The following is a 25,476-nucleotide window of genomic DNA, read 5'->3' as shown; positions in this document are numbered from 1 at the left end:
AACGGGTCTTCGCCGCCGCCCTGGAGGCTGGCCTTGAGGCGCGAATAAAACGGGTCGCTTTGCGCCGCGGTCCGTACATGGCGACCGTAGGTCGCTTCACGTCAGCCGGCCTGGAGAACATCCCAAGAAGCGCGCATTGTAGACCTTTTGCCTGTCATGTTGTTATGCAGCATGGCCGGATGCGCAAAAAACTTCGGGGTGTGACCAATTAGCCGCTTGCCGAAGCGGGGCGGCTGCCCGCCGCGGCGATCCTCTGGTCGGGTAAGCGGCTGTTTTCATTGGCAGTCGGGCGGCGGCGGCGATTGCGTTTGATCTGTGCCGGCGCGCGGCGCGGACTGTTGTTTTTTTCTCCGCTTGGCCAGGTACAGGCCGATGGCGCGGAATACCACCCCCAGGCCGCCTATGCCCAGCAGCAGGGTGAGCGGCGCGGCCGCCAGCCAAGGGAAATAACCTATCGCCAGCGCCAGCAGGCACAAGGCCAAGCCTATGCTGAGGAAGGCCGGCGCCTCGCTGCTTTCCACCATGCGGCTGCCGTGCACCACCGCGCCCAGCGCGTCGCCGATGCGCATCGCCTGGCGGGCGGCGGCGCTGGCGCCGCTGAGCGCCATCTCCTTGGGCGTGCCGCGGGGGCGTTTTTCCGGCTTGCCCACCGGCCGCGGCACCGGCCGGCGGCGCTCCTGGCGCAGCACGATTTCGGTGGATTGCTCCAGATCCCGCAGGAAGCGCTCCGCCAGCTCGCCGGCCAAGCCCTCGTCTTCCAGCGCGATGTCCAGCTCGCGGTTGACCAGCCAGCTCGACAGATTGAGGTTGGTGGAGCCGATGCGCGCCCAGCGGCCGTCGGCGACGGCGGTCTTGGCGTGGATCATCGGCCCGTTCCATTCGAACACCCGCACCCCGGCTTCCAGCAGCGGTCGGTACTGGGTGCGCGACACGGCGGCGATCCAGCGGATGTCGCTGGAGCGCGGCACCAAGAGGCGCACGTCGACGCCGTCGCGCGCCGCCTGCTTCAGCGCCGACAGATACAGGCTGGTGGCCATGAAGTAGGCGTCGGTCAGCCACAGCGTGCGGCGGGCGAAGCTGGCGACCAGCAGGTCCAGCCGCATCATCTTGGCGGTGGACGGCGTGGTGGCGATCAGCCGCGCCGCCGCCGCGCCGCCTTCGGCTTCCACCGCCAGCGGTTGCAGCCAGCGGTTGTCCAGCGCGGCGCCGCAGCTGGCCCAGCTGTCGGCGAAGGCGGCCAGCGCCGGCGCGAGCAAAGGGCCGCGCAGCGCCAGGCCGGTGTCGCGCCAGGGCGCCAGCCCCTTGTCCGGCCGGCCGCGCCAGCTGTCGCTGATGCACAGGCCGGACACGAACAGCAGCCGGCGGTCGACGATGATCATCTTGCGGTGGTTGCGTCCCAGGAGGCTCAGTCCGCCGCCCAGGCTGGGCGGATGATAGGCGCGCACCTCGGCGCCGGCTTCGTGCAAGGGCTTGAAAAAACTCGACAGATGCGCGCGCCAGCTGCCCAGCCAGTCGTAGAGCAGGCAAATTTGGATGCCTTGCTTGGCTTTATCTATCAGGATATTTCTGATTTTTCCGCCAAATTGGTCATTGGCGAAAATATACATTTCGATGAACACCGAATCCTGGCTGGCGGCGATGGCGTTTTCCCAGGCCGGGAAGTTGTCGGCGCTGTCGTACAGCAAATCCACCTGGTTTCCGCCGATCAGCGGCGCGCCGGCGGAGCGGGACAAGGCCTGTTCGGCCAGTTGGCGGACGAATTGCAGCGTGGATGCGGAGGCGTCGTCGTGGTTCATTTTATTTTCGAATTTTGTCTGACAAAATACAAAATATTGCGAAAAATACCAGTTTGTATCTGCTTTCAGACCTGATTGACTGTCGTTTTTTTGAAAATTCACGTCTCAAAAAATCAAGAATGCAGCTGTTTTTTGGTAGTGAAATTACATTTAAAATCAATCAATTGTTGATTAAGTGGTTGAAATTGAATGCTTGTTGCGCTGCGCCAAACGCGGTTGCGGCTGTCGCGATCTTGCCCTTAGAATCGAAGCCATCACTACAAAGTATAAATGGGCAGAGAAATGGACAGACAGAGCCGCCTGCAAGGCACATTGTATAAACCGGAGTTCGAGCAGGACAGCTGCGGCTTCGGCCTGATCGCCCAACTGGACGACAAGCCCAGCCACTGGCTGGTGGCCACCGCCATTTCCTCGCTGGCCAAGCTGACCCACCGCGGCGCGGTGGCCGCGGACGGCAAGTCTGGCGACGGCTGCGGCCTGCTGTTCAAGAAACCGGACGGCTTTTTGCGCGAGGTGGCCCTGGAGGCCGGCATCGCGCTGAAGTCAGTGTACGCCGCGGGTCTGGTGTTCCACCACCCGGAGCGGGCGCTGGGCGAACGCAGCCTGGCGCGTCTGCGCGAACAGCTGGAAGCTCAGCAACTGGAAGTGGCCGGTTTCCGCGTGGTGCCCACCGACGTGAGCGCCTGCGGCGAGGCGGCGCTGGCGTCGCTGCCGGCCATCGTCCAGGTGTTCGTGAACTGTCCGTTCGGCATGGACGAGCTGGCTTTCCAGCGTCGGCTCTACATGGGCCGCCGGCTGGCGGAGAAGGCCAACCGCCAGGACGACCCGCATTTCTATTTGCCCACGCTGTCGCCGCATACCATCTCCTATAAAGGCTTGGTGACGCCGGATCACCTGGCAGTGTTTTTCCCCGATCTCGCCGACCCGCGCTTCGAGTCCAGCCTGGCGGTGTTCCACCAGCGCTTCTCCACCAACACCTGGCCGCAATGGAAGCTGGCGCAGCCGTTCCGCTTCCTCGCCCACAACGGCGAGATCAACACCGTGCAGGGCAACCGCAACTGGGCGCGCGCGCGCGAGCGCATCATGGCTTCGCCGCATCTGGACATGGACGCGGTGCGGCCCATCGTCCAGACCGACGGTTCGGACTCGATGAGCCTGGACAATATGCTGGAAGGCTTGCTGATGGGCGGCATCCCGCTGTTCCGCGCCTTGCGCCTGTTGGTGCCGCCGGCCTGGCAGAACGTCGATAGCACCGACAAGGACCTGCGCGCCTTCTACGAATTCAACTCGATGCATATGGAGCCCTGGGACGGTCCGGCTGGCATCGTGCTGACCGACGGCCGCTACGCCGCCTGCATGCTGGACCGCAACGGCCTGCGCCCGGCGCGCTGGGTGCTGACCAAGGACAATATTCTCACCATCGCCTCCGAAGTGGGCGTGTGGGACTACCGCGCGCAGGACGTGGTGAAGAAGGGCCGGGTCAAGCCGGGCCAACTGTTCGGCGCCGACCTGGCCAACGGCGAATTGCTGCTGCCGGAAGAGATAGACGCCCAGCTGAAAAGCGCCAAACCCTATCGGCAGTGGATCAAGGACAGCGCCAAGTACCTGGAGCTGTCGATAGAGGACGACGCCGGCGTCGAGCCGCTGTCCAAGGATGAGTTGGCGCGGCTGCAGAAGATGTTCAACTTCAGCCGCGAGGAGCGCGACCAGATCCTGCGCGTGCTGGCCGAGGACGGCCAGGAGGCGGTGGGCTCGATGGGCGACGACACGCCGATGGCGGTGCTGAGCCAGAAGGCCCGCTCGCCGTTCGATTACCTGCGCCAGCAGTTCGCTCAGGTGACCAACCCGCCTATCGACCCGATCCGCGAGGCGGTGGTGATGTCGCTGAACACGGTGTTCGGTCCGGAACGCAATATGTTCGAGGAGAGCGCCGAACACGCGAAGCGGCTGGAGGTGCGCAGCCCGGTGCTCAGCCACGAGAAATTCACCCGCGTCACCACCCGGCCGGAGAGCTATCTGAAGGCCACCAATTTCGACCTGTGCTACGACCCGGGCGAGACCACGCTGCGCGAGGCGCTTTCCTGTCTGACCCGGCACGTGGTGGAGGCGGTGCAGGAGGGCACGGTGGTGGTGGTGCTGTCCGACCGCCACGCCACCGGCCAGCGCCTGCCCATCCACGCCTTGTTCGCCACCGGCGCGGTGCACCACGCCTTGATTGACGCCGGCCTGCGCTGCAAGACCAATATCGTGGTGGAAACCGCGGCGGTGCGCGACGCGCACCAGATGGCCTGCGTGCTGGGCTATGGCGCCACCGCGGTCTACCCCTACCTGGCCTACCAAAGCATCATCGACCTGGTGAACAGCGGCGAGGTGGCGCTGAAGGCCAACGAGGCGCTGCAGCACTACCGCAAGGGCATCAACAAGGGCCTGCTCAAGGTGCTGTCCAAAATGGGCATCTCCACCATCGCCTCCTACCGCGGCGCGCAGCTGTTCGAGGCGGTGGGCATTCACGAGGACGTGGTCGCGCAGTGCCTGAAGGGCACGGTGTCGCGGGTGTCCGGCGCCAATTTCGAAGACTTCGAGGCCGACCAGAAGCAACTGGCGCGGCTGGCTTTCAATCCGATGCGCGGCATCGCCCAAGGCGGCCTGCTCAAGTACGTGCACGGCGAGGAATACCACGCCTACAACCCCGACGTGGTGCAGCTGCTGCAAAAGGCGGTGCAGAACGACGACTACGACGCCTACCTGCAATACGCCGAAACGGTGAACACCCGCCCGGTGGCGATGCTGCGCGACCTGATGAGCCTGAAGCTGGCCGAGCAAGCGCTGGAGATCGACGCGGTGGAGCCGGTGGAGGCCATCGTCAAGCGCTTCGATTCGGCCGGCATGTCGCTGGGCGCGCTGAGCCCGGAAGCGCACGAGGCGCTGGCCATCGCGATGAACCGGCTGGGCGGCCGCTCCAATTCCGGCGAGGGCGGCGAGGACGCGGCGCGCTATGGCACCGAGAAGATGTCCAAGATCAAGCAGGTGGCGTCCGGGCGCTTCGGCGTCACACCGCACTATCTGGTCAACGCCGAGGTGCTGCAGATCAAGGTGGCGCAGGGCGCCAAGCCGGGCGAGGGCGGCCAGTTGCCCGGCGACAAGGTGTCCGGCCTGATCGCGCGGCTGCGCCATGCCAAGGAGGGCGTCAGCCTGATCTCGCCGCCGCCGCACCACGACATCTATTCCATCGAAGACCTGGCGCAGCTGATTTTCGACCTGAAGCAGGTGAACCCGACGGCGCTGGTGTCGGTGAAGCTGGTGGCCGAGCCGGGGGTCGGCACCGTCGCCGCCGGCGTGGCCAAGGCCTATGCCGACTTGATCACCATCTCCGGCTACGACGGCGGCACCGGCGCCTCGCCGCTGACTTCGGTCAAGTACGCCGGCTCGCCGTGGGAGCTGGGCTTGTCCGAGGCGCAGCAGGTGCTGCGCGCCAACGGCCTGCGCGGCCGGGTGCGGGTGCAGACCGACGGCGGCCTGAAAACCGGCCTGGATGTCGTCAAGGCCGCCATCCTGGGCGCCGAGAGCTTCGGCTTCGGCACCGGGCCGATGGTGGCGCTGGGCTGCAAATACCTGCGCATCTGCCACCTGAACAACTGCGCCACCGGCGTGGCGACACAGGAAGTCAAGCTGCGCTCCAAGTACTTCACCGGCTTGCCGGACATGGTGGTCAACTACTTCCTGTTCATCGCGCGCGAAACCCGCGAGTGGATGGCCAAGCTCGGCGTGCGCAGCATGGAAGAGTTGATCGGCCGCATGGATCTGCTGGAATTGCTGGAGGGCGAGAGCGACAAGCAGCACAAGCTGGACCTGCGTCCGCTGCTGTCGCAAGGCACGGTGCCGGACAGCGAGCCGCGCTTCTGCGTAGCGGACAACAATCCGTCGTTCGACAAGGGCGAACTGGCCGAGCAGATCCTGCAAGACGCGCTGCCGGCCATCCGCAACAGGCAGATGCTGGAGCTGGAATACCCGATCGAAAACACCCACCGCTCGATAGGCGCGCGGCTGTCCGGCGAGATCGCCCGCGTCCACGGCGCGGCCGGCTTGCCGTTCGGCTGTCTGAAAGTGAAATTCACCGGCAGCGCCGGCCAGAGCTTCGGCGTGTGGAACGCGGCCGGCCTGCACCTGGAGCTGGAGGGAGACGCCAACGATTACGTAGGCAAGGGCATGGCCGGCGGCCGCGTCACCATCTATCCGCCCAAGGATGCCGGCTACAAGGCCAGCGAATCCATCATCATCGGCAATACCTGCCTGTACGGCGCCACCGGCGGCCAGCTGTTCGCCGCCGGCATCGCCGGCGAACGCTTCGGCGTGCGCAACTCCGGCGCCTTGGCGGTGATCGAGGGCGCCGGCGACCACTGCTGCGAATACATGACCGGCGGCACGGTCGTGGTGCTGGGCGAAACCGGCTACAACTTCGGCGCGGGGATGACCGGCGGCTTCGCCTTCGTCTACGACCCGGGCGAGAAGTTCGCTTACCGCTACAACAACGAGCTGATCGACATCCACTTGATCAATGGCGAGGCGATGGGCATGTATCGCGCCTTCCTGCTGGAGAAGATCGCCAAGCACGTGGAACTGACCGGCTCGGAAACCGGCCGCGCGATGCTGCAGAACTTCGACGACTACGTCGACTACTTCTGGCTGGTGAAGCCCAAGGCCGCCAAGCTGGAAAGCCTGCTGAAAGACTAAGCGCCGGTTGAATCGATACGCGGCGGCGCAAGAAGGCGCCGCCCATCCCCGCGGGAGAGAACAAGATGTCCGATGTATTCCAGTTCATGAAGTTGTCGCGCAATCCCGGCGACAAGGTTGAAGCATCCGTGCGCAAGATTGAATTCAAGGAAATCTACCAGCCGCTGCACGTTGTGGACGCCGCCGACCAGGCCGGCCGCTGCCTGTCTTGCGGCAACCCCTATTGCGAATGGGAATGCCCGGTGCACAACTACATCCCCAACTGGCTGAAACTGGTGGAGGAGGGCCGCTTGTTCGAGGCGGCGGAGTTGTCGCACCAGACCAACAGCCTGCCGGAGATCTGCGGCCGCGTCTGCCCGCAAGACCGTTTGTGCGAAGGCGCCTGTACGCTGAACCAGGGCGGTTTCGGCGCGGTGTCGATCGGCAGCATCGAAAAGTACATCACCGACGAGGCGTTCAAGGCCGGCTGGCGGCCGGACATGTCCAGGGTGGTATGGACCGACAAGACGGTGGCGGTGATAGGCGCCGGGCCGGCCGGCCTGGCCTGCGCCGATGTGTTGGCGCGCAACGGCGTGAAGCCGGTGGTGTACGACCGCTATGAAGAGATCGGCGGCCTGCTGACATTCGGCATCCCGGAATTCAAGCTGGAGAAGGACGTGGTCCGCCGCCGGCGCGAGATACTGGAGGGCATGGGCGTGCGCTTCGTGCTCAATACCGAAGTCGGCAAGGATATTTCCATCGACAAGCTGCTCAAGCAGCACGACGCGGTTTTCATGGGCATGGGTGCCTACCAGTACATGAAGGGCGGTTTCCAGGGCGAAGACAGTCCGGGGGTGCTGGAGGCCTTGCCTTACTTGATCAATAACGTGCGGCAGAATCTGGGCACGCTGCCCAAGGGCGAGGCGCCGCTGTCCATGCGCGGCAAGCGGGTGATGGTGCTGGGCGGCGGCGATACCGCGATGGACTGCAACCGCACCGCGATCCGCCAGGGCGCCAAGCGCGTGATCTGCGCTTACCGCCGCGATGAGGCCAATATGCCCGGCTCCAAGCGCGAAGTCGCCAACGCCAGGGAGGAGGGGGTGGAGTTTCTGTGGAACCGCCAGCCCATCGCCATCGAACCGATGATAGGCGGCACGTTGGCGGTCAAGCTAGCGGAGACGCGCCTGGGCGCGCCAGATGCCAAGGGGCGGCGAAAGGCGGAGGTCATTCCCGGCTCGGAAGAAGTGGTGGAGTGCGATCATGTGCTGATTGCCTTTGGCTTTCAGGCTTCCGCGGCGCCATGGTTCTCCAGCCAGGGGATCGAGGTTGATGGCAGCGGACGGACGATGGTGTCGTCGCGAGTAGCCAAGGGCTTCAAATATCAGACAGCCAACCCCAAAATTTTCGCTGGCGGCGATATGGTAAGAGGCGCGGACTTGGTGGTGAGAGCGGTGTTCGAAGGCAGGGAGGCTGCTGAGGGCATCTTGGCCAGTTTTGAAAAGTGAGTTGTTCCGCGTAAAAAGGCTATGCCTGTATGGGCATAGCCTTTTTTTGATTAAATTAAATAAACTCTTTCAGCTCTTGCGGTGGTAAAGGCAAGTCTGGGAAGGTTTTCCAGATTATCTTTGAATTCGGAAATAATACGACCCACACGGTAAGGAAAATCAAAGTAAAGTATAAAATCCCATTCTTTTTCTCGGTATACCAGCGTTCCAGCTCGCCTTTGTAAGGAGCGATGAATTTACAGTAGTAATCCCGTGGATCTTCTCGATTGTCCAGCATGTTTTCTTCAGCTCGGAACACGATTGAACCAATTCCTGAAAGACCTGGCCGTATTTTATATAAGGCGGATTTTACCGACACAGGGTAAATATCAAAATTATCTTTAGTCAAAGGGCGAGGGCCGATAACACTCATGTCTCCAGTCAAAATATTAATTAGTTGAGGCAGTTCATTGATTTTTGTTTTTCTGAGAAAATTCCCCATCGGCAGCACTCTCGGATCATTCTTGAGAGTTATATTGCCTGAACCTATATTAGGGCTATTCTTCAACATGGTTGCAAACTTCAACAGGCCAAAGCTTTTCCCGCCGTGACCTATTCGGTTTTGCTTGTAAAAAATCTCACCTTCGCCTGTCAGCCGCAAAGCGATCATGATGGGTATCAGCAAGGGAGATAAAATCAGCAATGCTATTGCTGAAAAAAATATGTCAAAAAAACGCTGCATATTACATTCTTCCGTCCAGATATTTCCCAGTCTCCAAGTGTGAAAACTCAGGCAGGATTGCTTCAAAAAGCGATACGATTTCAATTTTTTCCCAGCGGCCGTTTTGATTCAATTTCTGGATACCATCCAGGAATGAATTCAGTGCCTGCTCATCGAAAGCGGGGTCATTTTTAATAATCCCAATGTTTTGGAATCGTGCCATGTCGAGAATTTCTCTTTCAGTGAAAAATTCTTCATAACTCTTTTCTCCGGTCGTATCGCTAGAGAAAAAGTAGCAGGGCCATTTCTTGTCAGCAATTAGCGCGGAGGCTTTCTCTCTGGCTTCTTCTTCCGAGCTGCATGGGTAGGGGGTGTATCCCAGCTGCTCCAGATATCGGCTTGCGATATCAGAAAAACTAGTCAGCTGAAGATCATGACTTGGTTTGGGAAAGAAAATCTCCCGGTTTTGACCTAGCAAGCAAGACATCAAGCAAAGCTCCCCAGATTCTTGCGGCGTGACGAAATATCGCTGAATATCGCTAGGTGCAGAAATAGGCTGGCGTTTTGTAAAGCGCTGATTGAATCCGTGCAGTAGCGACCCATCCGAAAATGCTACATTGGCAAAGCGGGCGGTAGAAATAGCTAGGTCAAGGCTCTCGCGCATCAAAAATTTTTCCATGATGCGCTTGCTGGCCCCCATCATATTGACTGGGTTAGCGGCCTTATCGGTGGACACGCAGAAATATTTTTTGGCGCCACTATTTTTAGCATGTTTCAACGTGCTGATAGTATTGAGGATATTGACCTTTATCAGCCTCATCAAGGTGAATGGGTCTTTTTCGCTACGGACATGCTTCAATGCCGATAAGTTGAGCACATAATCGTAGCCCTTTCCCCAAGACATCAAGGCATCAAATTCCGGCCCATTGCAGTCGATAGAGAAGGTGCGGAAGTCCCCATCGATATACCCAAGGGTGCTGCGTAGATCACGTACGAGCTCGACCATGTTGTTTTCACTGATATCGACAACATGCAATACTTTTGGATTACGTTTGAAGATCTCGCGTACTACGGCTTGGCCAATAGAGCCAGCTCCACCGATGACCAGAAAACTGCTTTCAGCAACGATTTCTTCCAAATCCTGCTTATGTTGAGTGATGTCCGCACCAAATAATGGCGCGGTACGTCCAATCAATTTTAGAGTGCTATCCATAGGAGTTGTCTTCTATAAATTAAGTTAGCACGCAGCTAAAATCACTTCCAAACCGGTTTGATTTTTATGCAAAACAGAGTGGTAGTGCATTATTTAGTGTTGGCAATTTTCTTTATTTGTTCGTTAAGAAATTAATTCACATGTCACGCAGAAAATTTTTTAGCTGCAAATTTAAACATATGACCGGTATCCCAAGCACAAATGTCATCATCAATAAATTCACGCGCCAAAATGCCAGCAGTGGGTCCTAGGCTCAATAAAACAAGTACATTATTTTTATCAAGCCCATTGTTCTTGATAAGATTCGATATATTATCTTTTATGATAGATTTTCGCTCGTAGGCATTTTCTGTGCCGCACTCTACGAAGTATGTTTTTAACCCTAAGTTAAGATCGCTTATTTTGTCGGTATTTCCTGTGGCAACAATGACATGTTTTTCGCGTAAATGGTCTTTAAATTGCGCCCAATTAAAGTCTGGGGAGTTGGCCTCTATGAATAAATGGCTATGGCCATATGACCTTCCCGGGCAGAGGAATGTCCACATCAGCCGGCGCATATCTACCCACATATTGTATTCAAAGCGAATGCTGTGAGTTGAATCCCGCGTCCCAAGGAATGTCGATGGTGGGTCTACGGCAACAAGTAAGCGATCATCCTCAGAGGAAAGGGTTTTCAGCATGTCATCAATTAATGGCTTGGACCATTTTTGACACCAGTCAGAATCAGGGGGGTACTCACCAGCGCCGACAATCTGTTCAAATTCACCATCGCTGAAACGTGCTAAACTTTTCTTATTTTTTATCAAGTCCTCAAGTGATTCTTGCCCACTCATAAAAGTGAATGCTGAATATTTATCGGTGTAGTCAATCTTGGATCTTTTATAAATTAAGTTTTTTTTAATTATGTGCAACAGATAGCGCGGGTTGTCGATTACTTGTATGAGTCTTACGAAGGGGAAGCGACCGAAGACGCTGATGCTGCGGAATAACAAACTCATGAAAAACTCCAATTAAAAGCAAATAAATATAACTTATTTACCAAAGATAAAATCATTGGCATGTTGCCAGGATATTTTTGGATTGCGATAAATAAATATCAATGACTGAAAGCACTCGTGCGCTACCCATAATGCACGCTCTTGTTTCAACATTAACAAGAGGTTTGCAACCATTCCGACTAAAAATGCAGGTAGAGATGGGGTGCAAACGCCATCAAGAAAATCACGCCAAAAAATATAGCGATATAATATACGCATACGTAGCGTTGATTTATTTATACTGCCAAAACTTGCTGGAGGAGCATGTCTCACTGCAAGAGTTGGCAATATTCGCAAGCACATGCCGTAATTTCGAGTCAGCATGGCTCCAAGTACGGCATCCTCTAGAAAAGACCATGTTGCCATATCTTTTTGAATGGATACTGAAGGAACTTTAAAAGCATCCGCGCGATATGCACCATTGCAACCAAACAGCCATTGCGCAGGCGTAATATCGTTTAAATATCCAGATCGAACATAATCAGCCCAACCAGACTTGAGAATGCGGTTACTGTGGCCATCTGCGTAAATGCCAAGCAGGCGGCCAACCCATAAACTTTTATCTACACGCTTGGTGACATTTTCGTCCGTGTATGTGCCACCTACACCCATTATATCTTGGTTTTCCAGCATGTAGGATGCGACATCTTCAATATAGGTATTAGGTATGATAATGTCGTCATCAAAGAAGACGATTACATCGCCTGTAGCGGTTTTTCTTCCAGACTCTCTAGAATAGGCAAGAGATGCTTGATATGGGTAAATTGTAACGATCAACTCTCTAATTGAGACTGGAATATCAGATGGCCCAAGATTTCCTGATCCAGCCTCTACAATTACAATTTCTTCTGGTAACCGTGTTTGCCGGGAGATGTTTTCTAGTAAACGAACTAGTGTTTCTTTTCGGCTGAGTGTTGAAATAATAACAGACAGGCGCATCAATAGCTCACTGTTTCAATATTAGAAAAATTTTCGACTGTCGAAATGCAACTTCGAGGTAATAGATACCCCAGAGTAGTAAAAAATAGGGAGTAGCAATTGCTTGAAGAGCAAAGCAAGCAGAAGGCCACTTAGACCGCCAAGCTTTATACCAATCGGGATGAAAATAGAACATAGAGCCAAGTTAAGCAATGTGTAAATAAATTGGCCACGAGATCCATGATGGGCAAAAATTTTATGGCTATTAAAGTATTCAAAGGCTTGCCCAAATATCAACATCCCGGATAATAAGCATAAATAAAATGGGTAACTATACTTTTCCCCGAATATCCATGGTGAAAAAAATTTGAACGTATTTGCGTAAAGAAGCAGCACAACTATCGCGGTTAGCAAGGAAAAAAACGCGCGTCCGATATGAATTTTCCTCTTTTCCGTATTTCGATCAAAAAATAAGCGTTTATAATACAAGGGAAAAGAGGTATCACATAATTTCGCTAATTCTTGAGGGACCATAACCAAAATAGAATATATGGCCAAGGCTTGCGCGCCGGATAAATTACGTATCCAGAGCTTATCCATCGAATAAGCGTATGTGTACGTTAAACTAGCTATGGTTGAGACAGCTGCTGGTAAAATGAGTGCGTGCCATTTTATCGGGAAGAAATTCTCCGCATGTCGGATTTTCCGAGCGATCAGGGAAAAAGTCCAGATAGTAGGCAATATAATAGCAAGCAAGTAGGATGGATAGATCCACAGAGGACTAAGGTAATGGGAGTAAATCAATAGTCCTAGCAAGAGGAACAGCAACATGCTAGTAAGCCTAGAAAAAAATACTAGGTTCAAGCTTTGATTACGTAGTCCAATGCCTATCAAGTAGTTTTTATATCCTGTTGCAGTTTCAAAGAAAGGCAAAAGTAGGGCGGTAATGAGGAGGAGAAATTTCAATGACGCACTGAGTGCAGGCGAAAAGAAGTACAGTGCAACGGAAACACTCAGTGCACCGACGCAACCTGTAACCAAGCGGATATAGAATATATTCCGCAATGGAACCTGCTCACGCAGGTTGGCTTTTCTAAGTATGATCGAATCGAATCCTGGCAGAGTACAAGCCATCAGTAATGGAAGTAATGTCATCATATAGCGAAGTTCGCCATAATCAGCCAAGCTCATCAAACGTGCGCCAGCAATAGTAAATACTAGGCCAAGTAAGGTATTTAGACCTTGCGCGGAAAAATTTTTGACAAGTAATTTCAAGCTGCCGGTTCTCATCAATTCATTATCTTTTTTTAATATACGCAAAAATGTCGGTTATCACTTCAAGCCAGCCTTCTGCTGCAGCGCATATGGCAATCGGAGGACGCATCCCGATATTCGTCCGCGGCAGCCGTAGCGGATCCACGGCATCTTCTAGATAGCCTGCTTCACAGGTAAATCCATACTGGTAGCCAATCTTGCTGACGCTCGCCACGCTTTCCGGTGTGTATCTGCCAAACGGATACGCAAAGCTTCGGATGTCATGATTTAGATTTTTCTCTATTCGGACTTTATCATTTTCAATTGCGCTATGTGCAGTTGCACCAGTTGAAATGGCGGACAAGTCAAGGTGCAGTTCGCAGTGTCCGCCAATCTCTGCTCCATAAGAAAATAGTTCTTGTACATCCTTCCAAGTAAGAGACGGTTCCGCCCATGTATGGATGACATTTTCACAATAGCGATGAGCATCTTCAATACCCAAATCTACAAAATCTGAATTCAGAAAAAATAAAGGCCGTACACAGTATTTTTTTAACACGGGGTAAGCATTAGTTTTCCATGACAAGTAGCCGTCGTCAAACGCCAAGATCAAATTCAGTTTTGATGGATTTTTTTTACCAGCCAAGTAATCATCAAATCCAATAAGGTTGTATTTTTCAGATAGTTTTTTTACAATTTTTTCAAACTGACGCTGCGTGTCTATGTGATGAAACAAAATCACTCTAGTTTTTCCTTTATACTCTTTCGAGTAAAAAGGAATAATTTTTGCAAGCGTGAAAAGTACTAGTGAAAGAAATACACGCAACCTGCTTTTAATGATACTGGGTTTGATAAACACATCATACCTCTATAAATTTTAATAGCTGATTCAATGCAGGATCCAGCTGTTCTGTATCTAGAAATAAATGCGGAGTATCTTTAAGCAATAGCTGTAGTTGATTTTGCATCTCTCGAATTTCTTCAACGGTCAGCTCCTGCTTTCTTGCATATACAACCTCAGGGCGAGCCAGCAATAATACGATCAAGTTTGGTTTGGGAAAAATTTTAAATGTAATTCGATTGATTTTCCCTAGTACACCTTGGTGAACGACATTGCGGTTTGTGCCTGGGAATCTGTCAATAAGAACTAACTTTCCAATCGATCGGAAAAAGAGAACCTTTAATGTCCTTAAATAATTCTCAATAGGATATATTAAATATACAACCCGGTTGTAAGGGGATGGTATTTTTATCAAAAAGCTATAAAATTTTTGAAAGAAGAAAAACCAATCCCCCATATAAATTTGTTTGCTAGAGGCTGCCTGGGATAGCTTGTCTATGATAAAAGACTTTCCAGAACCATCTGGTCCAACAAACGCTATAGAGAGACCTCTTCCAATCCTTTTATACCTCATGAGTATCGGATTTATTAACTTGGCGCGGATGAAATCTCGCGAGGTGTATCTGCCAAGCAATGAGCAGGCGAATACTTGGATCAGAGCTTCCGCTGAACCTGATGCAGCGCTGTTCAACACTTTGGGATGAAGCCATTCAAAGTTTGAAGTTTCTCGTAAAAAAGCAGCTATTTGAGTAATGTGCTGCTGTACAAAGTCAAATTTATCAATTCGATTGAGGCAAAGATATTTAAACGCTTTGTGCAGAACTGGCGATTTCCCTATCGCCTCATTACCGTTATTATTTAATTTTAAACATGTGATATAGCGCGTATAAACTTGAAATTCGCTTAATAGGTCAAGGATATACAGTTTTCCATCTTCATAAAGACGATAATCTAATTGGCCATGATCAACACCGCAGCGAATAAAACCATAAGCCTCTACTTTTCTGGCTACAGCATCACGATGCTCTATTGGCACAAAAATATCAATATCAGCAGGAGCAGGCCCGATCTCTGATAATAGCCGGCAGCCGAATTCACGCTGCAAGAGAGTACACAAGTCTTGGGCAATCATAATGCCTTCCATAAAACGAGGAGCGTCAGTATACTACCGGAAACACAATGCAGAGTCGCGTGTGTTAAAGGAAAACCTGCTCGTCGTTTCAATATATAGCTATCCTTGCACTTATAAAAAATAGGTCGGAAAAAATTGTGTATTCTTAGATTACTTTTCCCATATCCATCAAAAAAACTACTAGCATGGCTGACGTTCAGACCTAGCTTGGTTATTGAACGTTTAAAACCAACATCCGACATTAAGCAAAATATGAAATCCACGATTTCAGAATAGGGATTTCCATACAAACGGTCTGTAGAGAAATCAAGCTTCTCCGGCGGATGTGGATCAATCAGAGTAATTTTCGTTCCAGATATAAAAATATTATGCGGAACAAAATCACTATGAAGCAGGCTCCGAGTATTTTCGCTTAGTTGATATGAATGGATAGCTTTAAGCGCTTTTCCAATTCTAAATAGATAGTCATTGCTGTCCGTGTCGCCTGATAGTACATGGTGGAATGAATCACCTAATTCGAGATACTGATAATGTATGGATAGCCCGTCACATGCCAGAACCCGAGGGGTGGTTATATCACTAATACCATCGATGGATCTTTCAACGGCTAGACTATGGCGGTACAAGTGTTGCACATCATCAGGGTTAAGATAAGGAAAACTCTTTTCAAAAACTTCTGGCTTACTCACGCTAATGGGCCTGAATGAATGTGAAGATTAGATTTCAGGATACCCTTTTTCCGGGTGAATTTGTGATATATGCCCATAAGCCCGATTCTGCGTAGTACGCGGCGAAGGTGGACGTATGATCTCCAACTTTCACCCCAGTGATGAATTGTATATGATTCGATAAGTGACTGCTTTGTAATTTTTTCGCCTTCTTCAGTCGGGTAGAATGCTTGGGCTGGGTAAATTAAAAATGAGCTTTCCTGGATTTCTATATATGCTTGGGTTAAAATATCGGGTGATGTAGGATTAACTCCATCTGGAAGCTGATCATACTTTTTCAGTACGGCTGTCATCAATGGAAGACCCTTCATGCATCCTATTATTCCGCAATAAATTGCACTTTCTTGTCGATTGAGTCCAGCAAAGCCTGAACAATCCAATAGTTCATCAAAATTTTTTAGAACTTCCATATCGGTGTCTAGATAAATTCCACCTTCTTCGGAAAGTATTTTGAACCGAACATAATCAGAAACAAAGGCCCAGTTTTTAGCGGCATAATTTCTTTTTACAAATGGACTCTCTAAGTCGATATTACTTTCATTCCAGAGTTTAAATTCATAATCGGGCAATAGTTCACGCGCATCATCGATAAATTTTTTAAACTGAGCTGGTAAATCATTATCGCCAAGCCAGATATGATGAATGATCTTTGGGATCATGATGGTGCCCTCGACTTTTTATGAGCTTAATAGTTTTTTTGTAAATCAAAGTCAGTTAGCGAGTAAATAAGAAGCGAACTGAAAATAAGCGTGGCAGTGACTAGTTCTCCTTTGACGCTGGATAGCAATAACGCAAGCATCAACACCTTATTCACGAGTCCTTTTTTACTGCCAATTTTTAGACAAATTAATAGTGTTAGTAAGCTAACTAAAATAGCTGCTGGAGCACCTGATTGCTTTAGCCATCTACTTAGCATAGTGTCTAGGCCTCCTTCTTTAGAATACCTCGGCATACCATTTCCAAGTAGCAGCTGTTTATAAGGAAATTTATTCCCGGCTGCTATTGTATTCTCTACAGCCTCAGATTTTTTGTTTATGTCCTGAGGGGTTATTTGGTATTGGGTAAATGTGTCACTTGCGCTCTCGCTTATACCGGGGCGCAGAGTGTATACAGCATCCATTGCCGGGAAAACTCTGGTTTTTAAATGGGATACCATCATTTTCACATAAGCATGGCTGTCTAAAATGTTTGTCGTACCTAACAGCGCTATGTTAATGAATACAAAATAAGCTAAAATTCTTCTATTTATTAATGCAAACGCTGGTAGGAAAACAAGAAAAGTCCTTGCGCCAAAAAAAATTGTGAAAAAATTTATGGCTCCAAATATTCCAGTCTTGCTTTTTTCATACTGAATTAACAGTACAATTGCCATGAATGAGATATACGATGATGATTGAAATCCACTAAATAGCCCTGGCTTCCGGCTATATTCGTTTACTGGGAGTTTCCAAACATCCGTAATAATCTTGCTGAAGCCGATATCCAGATAGTTTAGGCCTTCCATTATCTGGAAAACAACAATGATACCATTGATAGTGCCAAGCCAGATTATGAATTTAAAGCACCATCTTGGCGTATTTTGTGGCTGAAATTTAATCAACGCAAAAACTAGCGAGGTTTCAACAAGCAATCGCGACGCGCTAATTATAGCTTCTTTTGACGATTGGAACGGACTTAGTAGTAAACACCACGTGAATAATGCAAGAGCAAGATATATGCAGTTGCGGCGGAAAATTTTATCGTCACGAAATAGCGGAGCTATCCATTTGTTAGCATAAAAAATGCTTTGTTTGTAGAGCTTATGGCCAGTACTATACAAAAAAACGCCCATTTATTGATTTCCATGTGGCAATGTGTGCGTTAATTGAAAGTAAGGTGCAATTTCTGTATTGATATAAATTCGCTACAGTTTATTTTTTTATTTGATTTGTGATCTGGTGAAGCTGCTGATCCATTGTCGCTATAGGCTGCCAGCCCAGCATAGATCTAGCTTTCGTAATATCTACTTGCAATGACCCGAGGAGGCGATCTGCAGCTGATTTTCTTCCCATAAATACCGCTACGAGCCTTAATAGGCATGGAGGAAAGCAAATCAACCTTGGTTTTAGCTGACATGCGGCGGATACCTTTTTTATCAACTCAGGAGTTGAAATGTCCGAGCCGTCAGAAATTAAAAAAACTTGGCCGGCGGCTTTGGGCGAGCGATTTCTATCAGCGCACAATATAATAAAATCGACTAAATTCGATAAGCCGATGAGAGAGCGGAGGTTTTTGATGGATTTAAATGGCAGCGGGATTCCATATTTTACTATTTGGATCAGTGAAGAAAAATTACCCTTTACGCCGGGGCCGTAAACTAGTGGCGGCCGGATGATAACAATCTCCATCGTGCTGTCTTTGGCAAGTTGAAGCAGGCCCTGTTCCGCTTCCCATTTGGATAAAGCATAAGGGTCTGATGGCTGTGGAGGGCTATTTTCGGAATAAGGTATGGCACTTTCCTCGCCATTCACCTTGATCGTGCTAATAAATACAAACCGTTTAACACCCGCAGAAATCGCTTGCTTCGCAAGATGAAGGGTTCCGCTAGTGTTGACGCGTCTAAATTCACTAAGAGGATCAGGTGCGGTATCGTGCATTTGATGCACTCGTGCAGCAAGATGGATAACGACGTCGCAATCAGCCAATATCTGATACCAGTTATAGTCTTCAGATAGATCTCCTGTTGCGATGCAGCCATTGTTCCCGTTTCTGGAGGTGGGAATGACTTCGTTATTTATATGCAAGAGATTTTGGACAAGGTGACGGCCAACGAAACCATCGGCTCCTGTAATTAGCGCTTTCATAGTTCTAGCAATTCTTTATATAGACATATGGTGTCTTTGATAACTATTTCCGAAGAAAATTCAGTTACTAGCCGTTCGTATCCACGTAGCCCCATTTTATGGCTTAATTCATGGTTTAGCAGCAAGGTTTCAATGGCCTTTGCTAAAGCGGCAATATTTTTTGGAGGAACCAAAAGACCATTGTCATTATGCCTGACAGCTTCACGACATCCCGGCACATCCGTTGTTACGCATGGCAACTTTGCTGCCATTGCTTCTATTAAAGATTTTGGTAAGCCTTCTCGATAGGACGGCAGGCACATGATGCTGGATTGAGCCAGAATATTCGGAATGTCTTCGCTAAATCCCCAAAGTTCTACGGCTCCTTCCTGGTGCCAGCTTGATAAAGTCTCTTGGTCGATAGATGCACGATTTCCTGGATCTTGGCCGCCAACGATGACAAAGCGCGCGTTGATGTTGCGCTGTCGCAGCAAGCGGGCAGCTTCAACAAACTCTCCAATGCCTTTATCCCAGAGAAGCCTAGCGGTAAGAAGAACGATAGGCTTAGAGGGCTTTGTTCGGTTGGTATGGAAAAGATTTGGATCCACACCTGCACCACGAATCAAGACGGCACAGTCTCTACGCACTTGACCAGATTTTGTAAACGTATCTAAATCATCGGTATTTTCAAATACTACTTTACTGCCAGCGGGATTAAGCAACTTGCCCAATGTAAAACGAATAATGGGGCGGAGCATTCTCATCGATATATCATTTGAGATGAATGCATAGCCACCGCCTACAATGGCGTTGATTACATTTCTAGTACTGGACATTCTGGCAGCCAAGCTGCCTAGTAAAATTGGTTTCAGCGCTATGTGATGAACGATGTCTGGTTTTACAGTGCGATAGACTTGGTAAACTTTTAATAAGGTTTGTAGCCACGAAAATGGATTTAAAGTCTTTCTATCAGTCTTTATATCAATAATATTTAATCCTGCAGCCAATATTTTGTCTTTATGTTTGTCAATATTGGTCAGTACATAGACTTCATACCCTTGTGCTTTTGCGGCGACTGCTCTAGCAAGAAAATGTGAACAAAAAAACCAATCAACTGTGACGAAATAAATAATTTTTTTATTCATTTATTGTTGGTCTATCCTGTCGGAAAATATCAAAAAATGACTATGGGATTGTATTTTTTATCAAATTACTAGGATCGATTAAATGGCCATTTCGATCAAATAGGGGTACTGCAATCGGCTAGCGTGATAGTACCGGAATGTGGCGGTGTTGCCCAACTTGACATGGTCAACTTGATGCTGTTCGTGACAAATGGGCTGCACAGTACCACTGCAATGCTTAAGGTTCGGCGCGACATCGCTGCGCTAAACCGTTCAGTCCGGCATCCGCTGGACGGCATCGCTTGGGCAGGCGTTGCGGGAAGCTGGTTCCCGCACTTGGCGAGCCCAGGCGTAGAGGCGTGTAGCCTGCGCGGTACGTGGATATGTAACGGGGGGTGAGCATGATGGTTGACTGTTGTTATCAGTCAGGAATGAACTTAGCTTGCACTTGCGTGGTGTTGCGCTGCAGATGCTCAGGATGGACCGCTGTCGTGCGGCGAGCTGCAGGATGGAAGAGCGCTGCGCCGACAGGGAGGGCCTGTTCGCGGAGTGCCAAGCGGGCAGGGCATTCGGCTGCAATGCAGGGTGCTCTGGTTGATGGTCGCCGGGGCGAGTCGTAGCGCTGCGATAAAACGCAATCGGCAAGGTCTGGCGATCATGCTAGCGGGCGCTAGCGTCGCGAAAGCGGGGTGATCAGTTCGGCGCGATGGTTTTGCTGTTGCACGTCGGTTTGCGGCGAGTTGAGCCTGATGACGGCAGACTGAGAGGCTATAGCATCTGAGTTGCCGCCTTGCGTGCATAAACATGAACCGTAGCGGTGCTGGCGACCGTGCATGGGGTGATCGCTAAGCAGCGATCCCTTAGAGCCTGTTTGACAAAACTGAGGTCCCTTGCAGGGGAGTGCAAGGGTCTCAGTTCTGTAAGCGCTGCTAAAATTTACTAGTACGCGATAGCGAAATCTTGATATAAACTTTTTCGCCATTTTCTTCATAATATGCAAAGCCTCGATTTCCGAATGTTCTGGCTCTTAGCTTATTAATCAACTCGCGAGCACTGTATTCCTTTTCAAGTTCAATAAAGTCTAGTTGTTCAATCTCTTTTTTTGCATGGTAGACTGCTTTTGATTCATCTTGTATCAAGGGAGTAATTCTCCCATTCTTGATGTCTGGCCATTTTTCCTTAAACAAATCAACAATTTCAAACTGCAATTTATCATAGATATCTTTTGCGGTATCCAGCGCTTGAATCGGGATTTCTTTTTGCGCCCAGATTGCACCGGTGTCGGCGCCATCCTCAATTTTATGCAATGTAACCCCAGTTTTGCTGCCATCTATCAGGCTATGAACGTGAGGGAACCAGCCGCGATTGATTGGCAGTAGTGCCGGGTGAAAATTTACAGTGATTGGTGATGCACTAAATATTTCTTTGTTCAGCAGCCATGGCCAATAGACAGTTATGATCGCGTCAAAGTCTTGTTCTCGGAACCATTGTATGTGGTCTGGATCTTTTACTATGTCTTTTCCTCGGAATATTCGATCTCTTGGCACATTTAAAGAGTTTATTATCGCTTGGTCATTTTCTTTTTGTTCATCGCTGATGTAAAGCGCGCTTACAGAATCCGTTGCCGCGCAACTGGAGAGATATTGAGCAATATGCAATCCAGGAGCATGGTTTGCAAATAGGGCAATCTTGAAATTGTTTTTCATGATTCAACCTCATGGCTGGTTGGGAAATGTATGCCGCTGTAATCAAAAATAAATCTTTGATAAATTTGTATTTATATGGGCTGAACGGAACTGTTTTGCTCAGATTTTTTAGCAATAAGCGTAGGTTTCGCTTCCTTTTCAGTTTGGTATATTTTGCTGAGTAGAAACAGAATGGCAAAACTAGGAAATGGAAACAAGAAGGGGGTGAAGATGCCCTGCAATAGTCCCAGCGCCAAAAAGATATCGATACCCAGTGCCAGGATGGCTAGCAGAAAAAGAGCCAATCCAAATAAACCGTGTTGCGAAATAATATTCAAATAGTCGCTTTCCGAAGTCAGCGTGGTGCCGAACAGCGCATTGCCAAGCGATGCATTGAAAGAGCGCCATATCAGCTGGATGTTTTCGAGGCGGTCGCTGAAGGTGCCGATGGTTTGCGAGTTATTGCTGAATAGATTGGCGAACTGCTCGACTTTGAACGAGATGAAGTCGCTGATGAAGTTCGCGGCGATCGCGGCGGGCGGCACCAATAGCAACAGTCGCGGCGACAGCGAAATCATGCAAAGCAGGAAAGCGATCAGTGCGCTCAGTGACCCGGTGAGCAGCACCAGCACCGAGCAGGCCAGGAAGTGGAGTAAATCGGCGATGCTGCGGGTTTTCCGCAGCTGCATGAAATGGTACAGCGCAAAACCGGATAAGATGATCGCGGCGTTATTGGGTCCGCCGAAAGTCGCGACGATGCGCAAGGTGCCGTCGTAGGAGTGAGGCGAAACGACAATCCCCAATATCTCGAGCAGAGCGGTCAGGTAGCCGATGCCGCTGGCTATGCCGATATGGCGTCTCCAATTGACGGCGCGGATATCGATTTTCAGGCAGATGGCGATGCAGACGATGAAGGTGATGGCATTGGTGATCGTGACGATATCCGGCGCGGAAAAGATGCAGTACAGCGCGAAAAGCAGCGGAAAGGCGATTTTCTTGCTGATGCTTGGCCGCGCGGCCAGCAATAGCAGCAGCAGCGCGACCAGGATCACGCGCAGGAGCTTGAACCATATGGGAGTGCTCTCTTCCACTGCGCCATAGCTGCCCCATTGCATGACGGTGACCGGATACCAGTACAGGCTGACGAAGTAGAAGTAGAACAACGCGATTTTTCTCATTTGCAGAGATCCTGATCGTGATGGTCGCGGGGCTTTACAGCTTTAGGCCGGCATGCTGCTCGATAGCGAATTGCAGGCGTCTGCTAAGGGCGAAGCCGATGCGGGCGTAGGGACCGAAAACCAGAATGTAGCTGGTTAGAAGCCACGGCATCGCCTTGTGGGTCAGCTTCAGTCTCCGGAGCTCGTGAAACAGGTCCAGGGTGGCCGCGCGGCCTTGCGCCGGCATCATTTCGAATATGTGGTAGGCCTGCCTGCCGGCTAGCTCGTTGCGGATGTAGGGATAAATGTTCGAACCATGGGCCTTGTCGATGTCCGCCGCGATGGCCAGCAGTCCCTGCCACATTTTGGCGCGGCCTTTGGGGCGGTACGACCCGGGAATATGGGTGTCCTTTTCGCTGTCGGCCGAGCCGAACAGAGGCGGATTGCCGGCGCGGCCGCCGACGATGGCGGCCGAGATATAGCCTATGCCATCGCCCAGGTAGGCGAGGCAGGCAAGATAGAACTGGTAGTACAGGTAGCCGTCGTATTCCTCTGTCGCCAGCTGCGATGCCCAGCGGCGATTGATCACCAGCCCCCCGACGAAGCCGCATAGGCGGAAGATGATGTTCGGATCGGCGTCGTCGCGTTTGATGACGCAATCGCTCGTGCGTATCCAGGTGGTGTTGATGATGTTTTGCGGTTGTTCGGCGAAGCGGCTGAAGGTGCGGGAGATGAAATTCGCTTGCGGATGCTGCTGCACGAACGCGCGTATTTTGGGGATGGCTTCCTTGAACAGGACGTCGTCGTCGCCCAGGATCAGCACGTAGTCCGAAGCGGACGAGGTGATGATCTTGCGGATATTGCCGTCATAGCCGAGGTTTTCCTCGTTTTCGATGTAAGTCAGCGCGCAGGCGCCGGCGGCGAAGCGCGGGCGCATGCTTTCAATCACGGCTCGGATCTCCGCGCGGCGAGGCGACTTGTCTTCGCAGATCAGCAATTCATCGGGCAGGACATCGGCGGACAGGACCGAATCGATCAGTTGGCCCAGCTCATCGGGGCGCGAATAGGCGGGCACGGCGACGGTTATTGTATTCATTATGCTTACCTGAAATAGTGTATGACTTTGGCCGGGTTGCCGGCGATCAACGCGGCTTCGTCGGTCTGCAAGCGGACGACGGCGTTGGCGGCGACGATGGAGCCCGGATGAATGCGGCTGCCGGCCAGGATGACGGCGCCGTCGCAGATCCAGCAGTTGGCGCCGATGTCGATTTCGGCGATGTTGGCTAGCGGGCGCTGCCCCGGCGGGGTCTGCAGCGATGCGGTGTCCAGCCGGCCGGTGCCATGCGAATGGTCGCCGATGTAGATGCGGCTGCCGAGCAGGCAATTCTCGCCGATGACGATGCGGGCAACCGCGCTGATGTGGACGGCGTCGGACAAGCTGGTCCCGGCGCGCAATTCCAGCCGGGGCGCGAATTGCTGGCCGCCATAGCGCTCGACGGCCTCCAGCCAGCAGAAGTCGCCTATCGATACCCTGCTGCCCAAGTGGATGTTTTCAACGCCGTAAACCTTGTTCATCCGGCCCATCCGAAAAAAGCGCAGCCCGGTCAGGCAATGGAACCAGCATGGCCGCAGCCTGGGCAGAGCGCGCCTGAGAAAGCGGGATAAGGGCAGATAGATTCTTTTCATGTCGTCAGGGACTGATCAGCATGTGTTGGCGCTGTTTCTTTTCCAGCATGCTTTCCATATTGGCAATGATGGTGGCCACCTCGATGGCGTCCAGGCATTTGACCGTGGAAAACTGGCAGCGGGTCGGAACGATGCCGAGATAGTTTTTCAGACATGGCCTGCACGGCAGATCGGTTTCGATGCCGCGCGATTCCGGGTTGATCGATCCCCATTTGCGGAACAGGCTGGGGCCGAAGATGGCCAGCATCGGCGTGGACTGGCTTTCCGCGACGTGCAGCAGGCCGCCGTCGTTGCCCAGCAGCAGGTCGGCGACATGGCGGAACAGCCAGGCCCACTCCAGCAGGTTCAAGCTGCCTATCAGTTCGTACACGTTTGGGTGCTGAAGCTGGAAATGCGTTTTCAGCGCCAGTTCATCCGGTCCGCCGGCGATCACGAAGGTATGGCGGTTGCGGGTCTGCTCGATGATGGCCAGATATTTGTCTATGTCCAGGCGCCGGAATGCGGCGTTGGCGCTGGAGCCGGCGTAGAGAACCACCACCGGCAATTGGTGTGTCTTGATCTCCGCTGCCAATTGCTGCAACGGCAATGAAGGAGTGAACGCATCCAGCAATTCGGGTAGATAAAAGTCGCGGGGAGGCGCGTGGGTCACGCCATAATGCTCCATCACGCGCTCGGCAAGCTTGTGGAACAGGACTTTTTCATTGAGCTGCGGATCATAGGGGATGGAGAGGGAAAACGTTTTCCCTTTCAGCGCGGTGCTGAAGCCCGCGCTGGTTTTGCCGCAGCGGGAGAGCAGTTCGGATAAATGGTAGTACTGATCGAAGTCCATCACGATGTCGTACTTGCGTATCGCGAAGAGCAGCCTGGGCAGCCATGCCAGCAAGGCGCGGACCTGGGTGGGAACAATCAGCGTGTCGTGCAGAAACGGCAAATTCCGGAATAGGCCAGGATTGGAGCGGCCGGTCGTCAGCCAGTCGATGCTGGCGGCGGGAAAGGCCGCGGCCAGCCTGCGGGCGACGGGGTGCAGGCAGAACGCGTCGCCCATCGCGGATAGTTTGATCAGCAATATCCGGCGAGGAGCTTGAGTCGATGGCTTGCGGCGGCGCGGCAGCCAGGCGATTGTGGTGGATAGCAGCTTGTCCAGGAATTTCAGCGTCTGTAATTTCAT

20 protein-coding genes are annotated in these 25,476 nt (G+C 51.6%); 2 read left to right on the top strand and 18 right to left on the bottom strand.

Annotation, left to right across the window (positions count from 1 at the left end; all coding sequences use genetic code 11):
* Window positions 1-275: 275 nt before the first annotated feature.
* Entirely contained in the window at window positions 276-1,796 is a 1,521-nt protein-coding gene (locus U6115_RS20780; RefSeq protein WP_043579314.1) for a phospholipase D-like domain-containing protein, read from the bottom strand.
* Between the two features lie 282 nt (window positions 1,797-2,078).
* Here U6115_RS20780 and gltB point away from each other — a divergent pair, with 282 nt between their 5' ends.
* Complete coding sequence (gene gltB, locus U6115_RS20775; protein WP_043579312.1) at window positions 2,079-6,527, top strand: glutamate synthase large subunit; 4,449 nt, start codon at window positions 2,079-2,081, stop codon at window positions 6,525-6,527.
* A 65-nt stretch (window positions 6,528-6,592) separates the two neighbouring features.
* On the top strand, window positions 6,593-8,011 hold the full coding sequence (locus U6115_RS20770) for an FAD-dependent oxidoreductase (RefSeq protein WP_043579310.1): 1,419 nt from the start codon (window positions 6,593-6,595) through the stop codon (window positions 8,009-8,011).
* A gap of 55 nt (window positions 8,012-8,066) precedes the next feature.
* On the opposite strand, the gene U6115_RS20765 is transcribed toward U6115_RS20770, so the two are convergent.
* From U6115_RS20765 to U6115_RS20685, 17 genes are all read right to left on the bottom strand, one after another.
* Entirely contained in the window at window positions 8,067-8,732 is a 666-nt protein-coding gene (locus tag U6115_RS20765) for a sugar transferase (RefSeq protein ID WP_047238203.1), read from the bottom strand.
* A gap of 1 nt (window position 8,733) precedes the next feature.
* A complete protein-coding gene (locus tag U6115_RS20760; protein ID WP_043579309.1) occupies window positions 8,734-9,924 on the bottom strand; it encodes a UDP-N-acetylglucosamine 4,6-dehydratase in 1,191 nt (396 codons plus the stop codon).
* Between the two features lie 143 nt (window positions 9,925-10,067).
* The gene (locus U6115_RS20755; protein WP_080770318.1) at window positions 10,068-10,922 is read right to left on the bottom strand and encodes a GT-D fold domain-containing glycosyltransferase; all 855 of its coding nucleotides are present in this window, start codon (window positions 10,920-10,922) and stop codon (window positions 10,068-10,070) included.
* A gap of 33 nt (window positions 10,923-10,955) precedes the next feature.
* Window positions 10,956-11,900 carry a glycosyltransferase family 2 protein gene (locus U6115_RS20750; protein WP_080770317.1) on the bottom strand — a complete coding sequence of 315 codons (945 nt, stop codon included), beginning with the start codon at window positions 11,898-11,900 and terminating at the stop codon, window positions 10,956-10,958.
* A 21-nt stretch (window positions 11,901-11,921) separates the two neighbouring features.
* Window positions 11,922-13,169, bottom strand: coding sequence for a lipopolysaccharide biosynthesis protein (locus tag U6115_RS20745; RefSeq protein ID WP_122983733.1), 1,248 nt, complete (start codon window positions 13,167-13,169; stop codon window positions 11,922-11,924).
* Window positions 13,170-13,176: 7 nt separating this feature from the next.
* A complete protein-coding gene (locus tag U6115_RS20740) occupies window positions 13,177-13,992 on the bottom strand; it encodes a polysaccharide deacetylase family protein (RefSeq protein WP_080509335.1) in 816 nt (271 codons plus the stop codon).
* A 1-nt stretch (window position 13,993) separates the two neighbouring features.
* Window positions 13,994-15,106 carry a hypothetical protein gene (locus tag U6115_RS20735; RefSeq protein WP_146008422.1) on the bottom strand — a complete coding sequence of 371 codons (1,113 nt, stop codon included), beginning with the start codon at window positions 15,104-15,106 and terminating at the stop codon, window positions 13,994-13,996.
* The gene (locus U6115_RS20730) at window positions 15,103-15,795 is read right to left on the bottom strand and encodes a BUD32 family EKC/KEOPS complex subunit (RefSeq protein ID WP_146008423.1); all 693 of its coding nucleotides are present in this window, start codon (window positions 15,793-15,795) and stop codon (window positions 15,103-15,105) included. The genes U6115_RS20735 and U6115_RS20730 overlap by 4 nt, the downstream gene beginning before the upstream one ends.
* Window positions 15,792-16,493 carry a glycosyltransferase family 32 protein gene (locus U6115_RS20725; RefSeq protein ID WP_076097956.1) on the bottom strand — a complete coding sequence of 234 codons (702 nt, stop codon included), beginning with the start codon at window positions 16,491-16,493 and terminating at the stop codon, window positions 15,792-15,794. The genes U6115_RS20730 and U6115_RS20725 overlap by 4 nt, the downstream gene beginning before the upstream one ends.
* A gap of 26 nt (window positions 16,494-16,519) precedes the next feature.
* Window positions 16,520-17,665 (bottom strand): hypothetical protein, encoded by a 1,146-nt coding sequence (locus tag U6115_RS20720; protein ID WP_146008424.1) that lies wholly within the window; start codon window positions 17,663-17,665, stop codon window positions 16,520-16,522.
* 79 nt (window positions 17,666-17,744) lie between these two features.
* Window positions 17,745-18,677, bottom strand: a complete 933-nt coding sequence (locus U6115_RS20715) for a UDP-glucose 4-epimerase family protein (RefSeq protein ID WP_047238276.1) — start codon at window positions 18,675-18,677, stop codon at window positions 17,745-17,747.
* Window positions 18,674-19,801 (bottom strand): glycosyltransferase family 4 protein, encoded by a 1,128-nt coding sequence (locus U6115_RS20710; protein WP_043579305.1) that lies wholly within the window; start codon window positions 19,799-19,801, stop codon window positions 18,674-18,676. The genes U6115_RS20715 and U6115_RS20710 overlap by 4 nt, the downstream gene beginning before the upstream one ends.
* A gap of 908 nt (window positions 19,802-20,709) precedes the next feature.
* Window positions 20,710-21,486: a formyltransferase family protein gene (locus tag U6115_RS20705; RefSeq protein ID WP_080509334.1), complete on the bottom strand. Its 777-nt coding sequence runs from the start codon at window positions 21,484-21,486 to the stop codon at window positions 20,710-20,712.
* A 71-nt stretch (window positions 21,487-21,557) separates the two neighbouring features.
* Window positions 21,558-22,643, bottom strand: a complete 1,086-nt coding sequence (locus tag U6115_RS20700; protein WP_146008425.1) for a hypothetical protein — start codon at window positions 22,641-22,643, stop codon at window positions 21,558-21,560.
* Between the two features lie 34 nt (window positions 22,644-22,677).
* Window positions 22,678-23,718 carry a glycosyltransferase family 2 protein gene (locus tag U6115_RS20695; protein WP_043579303.1) on the bottom strand — a complete coding sequence of 347 codons (1,041 nt, stop codon included), beginning with the start codon at window positions 23,716-23,718 and terminating at the stop codon, window positions 22,678-22,680.
* 5 nt (window positions 23,719-23,723) lie between these two features.
* A complete protein-coding gene (locus U6115_RS20690; RefSeq protein WP_197465973.1) occupies window positions 23,724-24,197 on the bottom strand; it encodes an acyltransferase in 474 nt (157 codons plus the stop codon).
* Between the two features lie 115 nt (window positions 24,198-24,312).
* Entirely contained in the window at window positions 24,313-25,476 is a 1,164-nt protein-coding gene (locus U6115_RS20685; protein WP_052258306.1) for a glycosyltransferase family 9 protein, read from the bottom strand.

Origin of the sequence: Chromobacterium subtsugae, assembly GCF_035919665.1 — a bacterium.
GTDB classification, from domain to species: Bacteria; Pseudomonadota; Gammaproteobacteria; order Burkholderiales; family Chromobacteriaceae; genus Chromobacterium; species Chromobacterium subtsugae.
Note: the sequence above shows the minus strand (reverse complement) of the source record. Positions and strands in the feature narration are given on the sequence as shown.

What these genes read in the sequence shown, in the direction of transcription:
- U6115_RS20780 (WP_043579314.1), bottom strand. Translation starts at nt 1,796, where the DNA reads ATGAACCACGACGACGCCTCCGCATCCACGCTGCAATTCGTCCGCCAA.
- gltB (WP_043579312.1), top strand. Translation starts at nt 2,079, where the DNA reads ATGGACAGACAGAGCCGCCTGCAAGGCACATTGTATAAACCGGAGTTC.
- U6115_RS20770 (WP_043579310.1), top strand. Translation starts at nt 6,593, where the DNA reads ATGTCCGATGTATTCCAGTTCATGAAGTTGTCGCGCAATCCCGGCGAC.
- U6115_RS20765 (WP_047238203.1), bottom strand. Translation starts at nt 8,732, where the DNA reads ATGCAGCGTTTTTTTGACATATTTTTTTCAGCAATAGCATTGCTGATT.
- U6115_RS20760 (WP_043579309.1), bottom strand. Translation starts at nt 9,924, where the DNA reads ATGGATAGCACTCTAAAATTGATTGGACGTACCGCGCCATTATTTGGT.
- U6115_RS20755 (WP_080770318.1), bottom strand. Translation starts at nt 10,922, where the DNA reads ATGAGTTTGTTATTCCGCAGCATCAGCGTCTTCGGTCGCTTCCCCTTC.
- U6115_RS20750 (WP_080770317.1), bottom strand. Translation starts at nt 11,900, where the DNA reads ATGCGCCTGTCTGTTATTATTTCAACACTCAGCCGAAAAGAAACACTA.
- U6115_RS20745 (WP_122983733.1), bottom strand. Translation starts at nt 13,169, where the DNA reads ATGAGAACCGGCAGCTTGAAATTACTTGTCAAAAATTTTTCCGCGCAA.
- U6115_RS20735 (WP_146008422.1), bottom strand. Translation starts at nt 15,106, where the DNA reads ATGATTGCCCAAGACTTGTGTACTCTCTTGCAGCGTGAATTCGGCTGC.
- U6115_RS20725 (WP_076097956.1), bottom strand. Translation starts at nt 16,493, where the DNA reads ATGATCCCAAAGATCATTCATCATATCTGGCTTGGCGATAATGATTTA.
- U6115_RS20720 (WP_146008424.1), bottom strand. Translation starts at nt 17,665, where the DNA reads ATGGGCGTTTTTTTGTATAGTACTGGCCATAAGCTCTACAAACAAAGC.
- U6115_RS20715 (WP_047238276.1), bottom strand. Translation starts at nt 18,677, where the DNA reads ATGAAAGCGCTAATTACAGGAGCCGATGGTTTCGTTGGCCGTCACCTT.
- U6115_RS20710 (WP_043579305.1), bottom strand. Translation starts at nt 19,801, where the DNA reads ATGAATAAAAAAATTATTTATTTCGTCACAGTTGATTGGTTTTTTTGT.
- U6115_RS20705 (WP_080509334.1), bottom strand. Translation starts at nt 21,486, where the DNA reads ATGAAAAACAATTTCAAGATTGCCCTATTTGCAAACCATGCTCCTGGA.
- U6115_RS20700 (WP_146008425.1), bottom strand. Translation starts at nt 22,643, where the DNA reads ATGAGAAAAATCGCGTTGTTCTACTTCTACTTCGTCAGCCTGTACTGG.
- U6115_RS20695 (WP_043579303.1), bottom strand. Translation starts at nt 23,718, where the DNA reads ATGAATACAATAACCGTCGCCGTGCCCGCCTATTCGCGCCCCGATGAG.
- U6115_RS20690 (WP_197465973.1), bottom strand. Translation starts at nt 24,197, where the DNA reads ATGAACAAGGTTTACGGCGTTGAAAACATCCACTTGGGCAGCAGGGTA.
- U6115_RS20685 (WP_052258306.1), bottom strand. Translation starts at nt 25,476, where the DNA reads ATGAAATTACAGACGCTGAAATTCCTGGACAAGCTGCTATCCACCACA.